At 42.8% G+C, this 6,932-nt stretch carries 9 protein-coding genes; 2 read left to right on the forward strand and 7 right to left on the reverse strand.

Going from position 1 to position 6,932, the window contains the following annotated elements:
- Positions 1-345 precede the first annotated feature (345 nt).
- The 4 genes from B153_RS0129295 to B153_RS0129310 form a co-directional block, all read right to left on the reverse strand.
- Positions 346-933: a hypothetical protein gene (locus B153_RS0129295; protein ID WP_157634955.1), complete on the reverse strand. Its 588-nt coding sequence runs from the start codon at positions 931-933 to the stop codon at positions 346-348.
- Positions 934-970: 37 nt separating this feature from the next.
- Positions 971-1,819, reverse strand: a complete 849-nt coding sequence (locus B153_RS0129300) for a relaxase/mobilization nuclease domain-containing protein (protein ID WP_020600315.1) — start codon at positions 1,817-1,819, stop codon at positions 971-973.
- The gene (locus B153_RS0129305) at positions 1,816-2,172 is read right to left on the reverse strand and encodes a plasmid mobilization protein (RefSeq protein WP_020600316.1); all 357 of its coding nucleotides are present in this window, start codon (positions 2,170-2,172) and stop codon (positions 1,816-1,818) included. Before B153_RS0129305 ends, B153_RS0129300 begins: the two co-directional genes overlap by 4 nt.
- A gap of 193 nt (positions 2,173-2,365) precedes the next feature.
- Positions 2,366-2,839, reverse strand: coding sequence for a hypothetical protein (locus B153_RS0129310; protein WP_020600317.1), 474 nt, complete (start codon positions 2,837-2,839; stop codon positions 2,366-2,368).
- 540 nt (positions 2,840-3,379) lie between these two features.
- On the opposite strand from B153_RS0129310, the gene B153_RS0129320 reads away from it, so the two are divergent.
- Positions 3,380-4,261, forward strand: coding sequence for an alpha/beta fold hydrolase (locus B153_RS0129320; RefSeq protein WP_020600319.1), 882 nt, complete (start codon positions 3,380-3,382; stop codon positions 4,259-4,261).
- Between the two features lie 205 nt (positions 4,262-4,466).
- Here the strand turns inward: B153_RS0129320 and B153_RS0129325 are convergent, their stop codons facing one another.
- Complete coding sequence (locus B153_RS0129325) at positions 4,467-4,682, reverse strand: hypothetical protein (protein ID WP_020600320.1); 216 nt, start codon at positions 4,680-4,682, stop codon at positions 4,467-4,469.
- A 155-nt stretch (positions 4,683-4,837) separates the two neighbouring features.
- Here B153_RS0129325 and mscL point away from each other — a divergent pair, with 155 nt between their 5' ends.
- On the forward strand, positions 4,838-5,170 hold the full coding sequence (mscL, locus tag B153_RS0129330) for a large-conductance mechanosensitive channel protein MscL (protein WP_020600321.1): 333 nt from the start codon (positions 4,838-4,840) through the stop codon (positions 5,168-5,170).
- Positions 5,171-6,200: 1,030 nt separating this feature from the next.
- On the opposite strand, the gene B153_RS0129335 is transcribed toward mscL, so the two are convergent.
- On the reverse strand, positions 6,201-6,440 hold the full coding sequence (locus tag B153_RS0129335) for a hypothetical protein (RefSeq protein ID WP_020600322.1): 240 nt from the start codon (positions 6,438-6,440) through the stop codon (positions 6,201-6,203).
- A 4-nt stretch (positions 6,441-6,444) separates the two neighbouring features.
- Entirely contained in the window at positions 6,445-6,924 is a 480-nt protein-coding gene (locus tag B153_RS36990) for a replication/maintenance protein RepL (RefSeq protein WP_020600323.1), read from the reverse strand.
- Between the last annotated feature and the right edge of the window lie 8 nt (positions 6,925-6,932).

The raw sequence follows: 6,932 nt of genomic DNA on the forward strand, positions 1-6,932 counted from the left end.
TTTATCTACATATAGTTGGACAAACTTGTCATTAACTAAATCTACCTCTCCTGTCTGGTAGTTAACTACCTCTTTTTCATGTGCCATAAGTTATGTTGCATACTGTGAAACAACCTTGCATCATTCTGACACAATTATAGCACTTTTCAGCATCATAATGTTGCACAAAAGCAAAAAATTTTAACAATATAACTTCATTAAGATGAAAACATGTTGCATAGCTGGTGCAACATCCATGTTGCATACTGTGCAACATGGATTAGAGTTAACTAATTGATTATCAGATACTTAAATGTTTTTTTATTCTGTATCTCTTAATACACACTTAAACAGCGTCGCAGACTCCTATTTCTTCTTTCTTTTTGACTGTGTTTTACCTTCTAACTGGTTTGCCTGTTCAGAAAGAGCTTTCGCTTGGTCAGAAGCTTTACGAGCTGCTTCCCGTTTAGCATCTGCCTCTTCCAATTCGACTACCCGTTTTTGATAGTAGAAAGCACTATCATGAGCAAACGCATTATCCAACTCTGCCGCATAGATGGGGGAATCTTGACGGACCACACGCCACTTCCAATCAGAGCCTGCCAAGCTATCTCGTTCGGCTTTCCATTTGGTGGCATAATAGGCTAGTACGCCGGTTGTCAGCAGAGATAGAATCAGTAAGCCTAACCCATATTGCACACCTTTGGTAATCCGGTTAGCAGGACTCCGGCGTACTTCCTCTCGCAAAGATTGGAGTTGGCTGGTTAGAGGGGTTAGATCCACTGACGTAGCTGGTGGTTTCTGCTGCTTTAGATCACCTACCTCACTCCGCAATCCGTTGACAGCATTGGCCACCTTTTCCAACGTGGACCGCGCATCCAGGAGGGTAGTAGGTTTAGGCTGATCGGCCAACAGTTGCTTTACTTCAGCAACGTCCTCAGTTAGACGCTGCACTAATTCGGTTAATAATTCGGTTTCTTGACCTCCCATCTCACATGCTGTGGCCTAATCCACGCTTTAAATCCTGTTTGTATTCCAGCTTCTGACTCGCTTCTAAAGCCAGCTTCCGCTCTAAATTGATCGACAACTGTTCCTGAATCCGACCTACACTCAAGCTCTGATGTAGTTTGGAGCCTTTAAACGAAATACTCCTTTCTTTTTCCCCTTCGTCCTGCACCTTCATCTCAAAGTGAATACCTCGTGCCTGGCCAGTCTGATCCCGGTTAATGGCTAAACTAATCCCATGTCTGGCTAGATCTTCACGTAATTCCTGACCGTTGGTCGAGCGGCTTAAACTAGCCTGCACCTGTTCACGCATCTCGATGCGGTAGCGATCTAGTTCAGGCACTCGTTCCAGGCTCATACGCTTGCTCAGTTCAATCATCGGCGTCAGATCGTACTTTTGCTCGATCTGACGTAAAAGTGTCTCAGAACGGCTAAAATTGTGGCTATCGCTGATGGTATGCCCGTTATCAGCAACCCGATTAGCCACAATGTGAAAGTGAGAATGATCGGTATCATAGTGACGAACGACCACATATTGGGATTGATCCAGACCCATCCCTTTCAAATATTCGCTGGCCACTTCCTTCATCAGCTCCGGTTTGGCCGCTAACCGGGCTTCATCCTGGGGGTTGAAGCTGATAGCCGTGTGCCAGACACTGCGGCTCAGATCGGGGTTCATGCTGGCCTGCCGGGTGAAGTCGGCCACCATCGACCGCGTATCATAATCGCGTACGCCTTGGCTCATCAGGATCTGGCCTTTGCCCAGCTCCACCTTTTGCATCACGTAGCCACAACACCCTTTGAAGCTGCGGCCAATGCTGGTCTTAGCAATCATGGCTCAGCGGATTTATCCAGGATCTCGCTCAACTGACGCAGTAACCGTTGAGCCTCCAGCGCAATGCTGCGGATACCATCGGCATGGGCCTTGTGAGCAATCTGATTGAGGTTGTTGCCCAACTTGGTCACCTGATTAAGAACAGCGTTCTCGGCTGGACTCAGCCGCACCTGGGCTTTACCAGCAAGCACCATTTGTCGGCCATAGTCGGACAGATTCAGGCCCGCTTTCTCAGCTCGTCGTTTGATAGCTAGTTTCTCCAGCTTGGTTAGACAGACCGTCATTTGCTGATCTCGTTTGGTTTCGCTGGGCGGTCGTCCGCCTTTCTTTTTGATGGGTTCAGTAGGGGTCATAGCAAACAGAGTGAGCGGTTTTTCACCCCCGACAGTCGGAGGGGGGACAGCCGTTTATCCCCGAAAAAGACGACCGGAGGGAGGAGTTTTTTAGGGGATAAACATGGCTGGCTACTCAATAGCGAAAGTACGAAACAAGACCGCACCGCGCAACACGGATAGCTGTTTTTATTCCCCTTTTACAAAATGCACATTAACCAAATAGACGTTGCCAAAAGGATTTTTTACTTTGTCCTGGCACTTGATTAGTTTCGGCTTCTGTTTGTGTCGCTTGACTATCAAATGTTAGACTTGGAGCAGGTAGCAATTTGAGTTCTCGGTTTTCTTCGCGTAGACTAGTGTTCTCAGCTCGTAAGTAGGCAGTCTCACTTTTGAGGAGCTGAATGATTTCGTCTTTAGCAGCTAGGAGAGCTGTATAGTCTTGTACAGGCTCTTTGTGTAGGCTTGTATAGTCATTGTCTACCCTTGTATAGGCATCAATTTTGGGAGATTTTACAGGAGGGTAAACATCAAATAAATAGTTAGCTTGGATTGTGTACATAGTACCCTTTTTGCCACTTTTAAGCTCAACAAAGGGTTTACTGGCAGGTTTCTTACAAAGCCTCCGTATAGTCGCTTCGTTTAAACCAGTAGCTTCTGAAGCTTCTTTCAAAGTAAGATAACTCATGCTGTTGTTAAGGCTTGTATAGGTTTTGTACAGTCAATGTGTAGTCATTGTATAGGCTGCAAATCAAGCAAATACAGTAGTTAATCACAACAGTAGCTTTACATAACGTTTGATTATACAACAGAAATGGCATGAGTAAAGAGAGCCTTATTATACTTAGACTCCTATTTGAAAAACAGAAACAGGGTATAAACGTGGGTATGACTAGATTAATACACCTGATAGATCGCCATCATTGGGATGACTTTGTTCACCAGCGTGAAATGATAGAGAATAGTATATCACGTTTAACTCAGCAAGGGTACCTTGATTTCAAGCATGTACAAGAACCTGATGACAAAGCGTGGACAGCTTATTGCGTTACAGCAAAGGGGGAAAAGCATTTGTCAGATGCTAGCTTTACATAATGGCACTTATACAACTTTTTTCACCACCATCTTTTGTAAGTCTATACTAATAATATAACAGTTCAAGCCGCTTAGCATTGGTTAAGCAAACGGCATTGTCTTGCTTTGAACAGCGTTGTTAAATTTTTATCAGATGACTCATCAAGGAACTGTCGTTAGTGAAAACTTTCACCTGAACTATACTATTGAAGGGGTAGGCCTACCAATGGTTGTAATTGGTAGTGCGCTCTATTACCCACGTACCTTTACCGGCAACATCCGTCAGTATCTTCAGCTCATCTTTGTTGACCATCGCGGCTTTGCTCATCAAGCCAACCCACAGCAGGATATAGCTATGGTTAGCATGAACACTCTACTAGATGATATAGAACTGGTCCGGCAAGCACTGGGCCTTGAGCGATTTATACTAGCCGGACACTCGGGTCATGCTTTTTTAGCCCTTGAGTATACCAAGCGTTATCCTCAGTATGTTTCTCATCTGCTGCTGATTGGAGCTAGTCCTGATTTTAGTCCTAGGACGACTCAGGCCCGGTTCGATTTTTTTGAGTTAGATGCTAGTCCAGATCGAAAGGCCGCTTTACAACGGAGTTTGGCTACTCTACCCGACCTTAATGCCGCTCAACCTGATCGTCGTTTTGTTAATTTATGTCTTTCCACAGGGCCTTTAGGCTGGTACGATTATGACTTTGATGCTAGTTTTCTCTGGGAAGGAGTGATTACTAACATGGCTATTATTGATCACGTATGGGGCGTGCTATTTCGGGATATTGACATTTTTGTAGATATAGATAAACTAACTCAGCCTGTTCTACTAGCTTTGGGGCGTTACGATTACTTAACGGGGCTGCCCTTTCTCTGGGAGCAAGCCAAGAGTCGCTTCCCTAACTTAAGCATTACGATTTTCGAGCGGAGTGCTCATACCCCACAATATGAAGAAGCTACAAGATTTAATCAGTCTCTGTTAGATTGGTTAAATCTTGTTCCATTTGTAGTAAAGCAAGAATCAGTCCTCTAGAGATTAGGATAGAATGCTATGTTTAATCTCTTTACATAAGATTAGTTATAAAACTGGTCTAGGTAAAGTACAACAAACTGTCTCACAGCAAGTTAGTACTATTCCTAGACCTGTTGCATAACTAAGAATATGTTAAGCGATTATTCTAAGATTGATTACCTCATCATAAGCGCATAAGGAGCCGACTTAGCCGTAACGAGATCACTTAGATACCGAGTCGGTCCGCAATTTCCTCCACCTCTGTTCGTACTTGCTCTGCACTGGTTTCGGCCTGCGTCGCGGCTGCTGCGGCTTGTTGAGCCTTCCGGTCTAAATTCGTCAGTTTGCGATCAATGCTGACCTGATACAGAGTGATGAGCAATAACATTGCTAGAACCACCAGCTTAAAAGTAATATCTAAGAATCGAGTTGATTTCTCCATAAGTACGACCAAAGTGACGAGCAGAAAGACGTTGGCCTAGTGCTATATAAACCATTTTAAGCTTTCTAACCGATTGAGCACTAGGTACTCGGTTAATAATTTGAAAACTTTATTTATGTTTAGTGCTTCATCTAACTTTAAAAATAATCACCTACATGATTAGCGAATTTAAGACATTCATTGCTCAAGGAAACGTGTTAGACTTAGCTGTGGGCATTATCATTGGCGCTGCTTTTGGTAAAATCACCACGTCCTTAGTGGAAGACATCATCAATCCCGTTCTAGGTTTGATAATTGGAGGAGTCGACTTTTCGTCCTTAAAACTTGTGCTCCGGCAAGCCGTCGGTACGGCTCCCGAAGTGGCCATTCGCTACGGTAATTTTCTGAACACAGTGCTTCAGTTTCTGATCATTGCCTGGGTAGTCTTTTTGATTGTCAAAGCAGCCAATCATCTTCGCTCGAGAGTCGTTGTGGAGCGCACACTATAGAAGGCGAGTTTTTAGAGTACATAGGTTGCAACTACCAAAGCGGGCCAAATATCAAATAAGAATATAATGCCTTGATTGACAAGTATAAACGTTCCTTTTGCCTTTCCCTAGAGTCAAATGAAAACGTATGGTTAAAGCTGCCCAAAAAGACCATTTTAACTCTGATTTACACCTTTTCGGTTGACTTATGGCGGGCTATTTGAAATCTGGCCCGCTTTGGTAGTTGCAACCTACATAGCATTAACCGCAAATGCTATGTACTCCAAAAACCTGTTATATAATGGTGTATCCCGAATAACTGGTACAAAAGTTTCATCTACCTATTCAAAATAGGGTTTAACTAATTATCAGTTAGCATTTTATTGTAGTGTAATTTCGTAAAAACGGTCGATTGACTGAAACGGATAGAGAATGCATGAATTTCATACTTTCGACTCCTACAAACGTTTCATAATGCCGTTTGCGTAATCAAATTTTACGAAACCTGCTCATTTGTTGAGTTTTCTAAAAACAAGTAAATTATGTGAGCGGATCAGATACAAAACATCTAAAAAGTCCACTGTATTTGATTTACTATCAATAAGTTACAGTTTTATACGAAAGTATTGTACCATTTATACAGGATACCCGTATAATCTATGATTATGTTAATCAGAGCCTAAAAGCGGTGTCTGCGACGCGCCTACTATGACTGGGGTTTCACCCCAGACCCCAAGGTTTTTTTCAGGCATAACGCACCCCTAACTGTACGTATTGCTGACGCATAGAGAAGTGGGAAAAGGGAGAAAAATCGTACAGTTAGGGGTGCGTTATGCCTGAAAAAAACCTGTGACGGTACGTCACAACTGTGTGACCATTAGAAAAGTATACCGTCTAATATAGACAAGCCCTACTAATAAGTTAGTAGGGCTTTTTCATTTGGAGGCTTCAAGCTATCAATCCAAATGAGCTCGTACGGTTAGTACGTGCATCAACCTATCCCTGGCGGGTTGCTCCTCAGCAGAGCCCACTTCCGTTTCGGTTAATATTGTTATGGGAGCTTCTCTCTTAAATACTGCATGATTGCTTCTTGACCTGCTTTTAGATCTTCGTATTGACGTTGGGTCGAAATGGTTAATTCAGCTACCCCTTTGGCAGTAATATCAGCCTTTTGGTCTGCTCGTGTTGCTACCTCTAAAATTTGACCTTGCCCTTCAATAAGGCGGTCAATTTTTTGAAGAGAATCTGCCATTATTGGCTCTAATTGATCAAGTCTGCGGTCGGGTGTCATACTATTATTTAGCTTTTTCTTTTTGTTTACGAACTGGTTTAGGTTGAGCATGGCCAATTAATTGAGTATCAAAAAGTGGCTTATCCTGCTCGGAATCAGCAATATATACAGCAGCATCAAACAAGGCATATTTCTTTCCATTGGCATCTGATTTCCAAGCTATTTGGGCATTTACAGCATAAATATTTGTACTACCAGACTTTACTATATCAACTGCCTTTTTCTCTCTTAGGTAGTTTGTACAACGGAATATTGTAGTTCGATGAAGACCCATCGCTTCTGCTAATGCTTCTTGGCTAACAACTAAAGCATTACGCCTATCCATGTGTTGAAGTAACCATACAAAAACTTTAACAGCAGTTGGATTCTCGCCCGTCATTTCAATAATTAAATCAAGTTTATCTACATATAGTTGGACAAACTTGTCATTAACTAAATCTACCTCTCCTGTCTGGTAGTTAACTACCTCTTTTTCATGTGCCATAAGTTATG

This window comes from Spirosoma panaciterrae DSM 21099 (genome assembly GCF_000374025.1).
Classification (GTDB): domain Bacteria; phylum Bacteroidota; class Bacteroidia; order Cytophagales; family Spirosomataceae; genus Spirosoma; species Spirosoma panaciterrae.

Bases quoted from the DNA above. Each gene is read 5' to 3' on its own strand.
- B153_RS0129300 (WP_020600315.1), bottom strand. From the start codon at position 1,819: ATGATTGCTAAGACCAGCATTGGCCGCAGCTTCAAAGGGTGTTGTGGC.
- B153_RS0129305 (WP_020600316.1), bottom strand. From the start codon at position 2,172: ATGACCCCTACTGAACCCATCAAAAAGAAAGGCGGACGACCGCCCAGC.
- B153_RS0129310 (WP_020600317.1), bottom strand. From the start codon at position 2,839: ATGAGTTATCTTACTTTGAAAGAAGCTTCAGAAGCTACTGGTTTAAAC.
- B153_RS0129320 (WP_020600319.1), top strand. From the start codon at position 3,380: ATGACTCATCAAGGAACTGTCGTTAGTGAAAACTTTCACCTGAACTAT.
- B153_RS0129325 (WP_020600320.1), bottom strand. From the start codon at position 4,682: ATGGAGAAATCAACTCGATTCTTAGATATTACTTTTAAGCTGGTGGTT.
- mscL (WP_020600321.1), top strand. From the start codon at position 4,838: ATGATTAGCGAATTTAAGACATTCATTGCTCAAGGAAACGTGTTAGAC.
- B153_RS0129335 (WP_020600322.1), bottom strand. From the start codon at position 6,440: ATGACACCCGACCGCAGACTTGATCAATTAGAGCCAATAATGGCAGAT.
- B153_RS36990 (WP_020600323.1), bottom strand. From the start codon at position 6,924: ATGGCACATGAAAAAGAGGTAGTTAACTACCAGACAGGAGAGGTAGAT.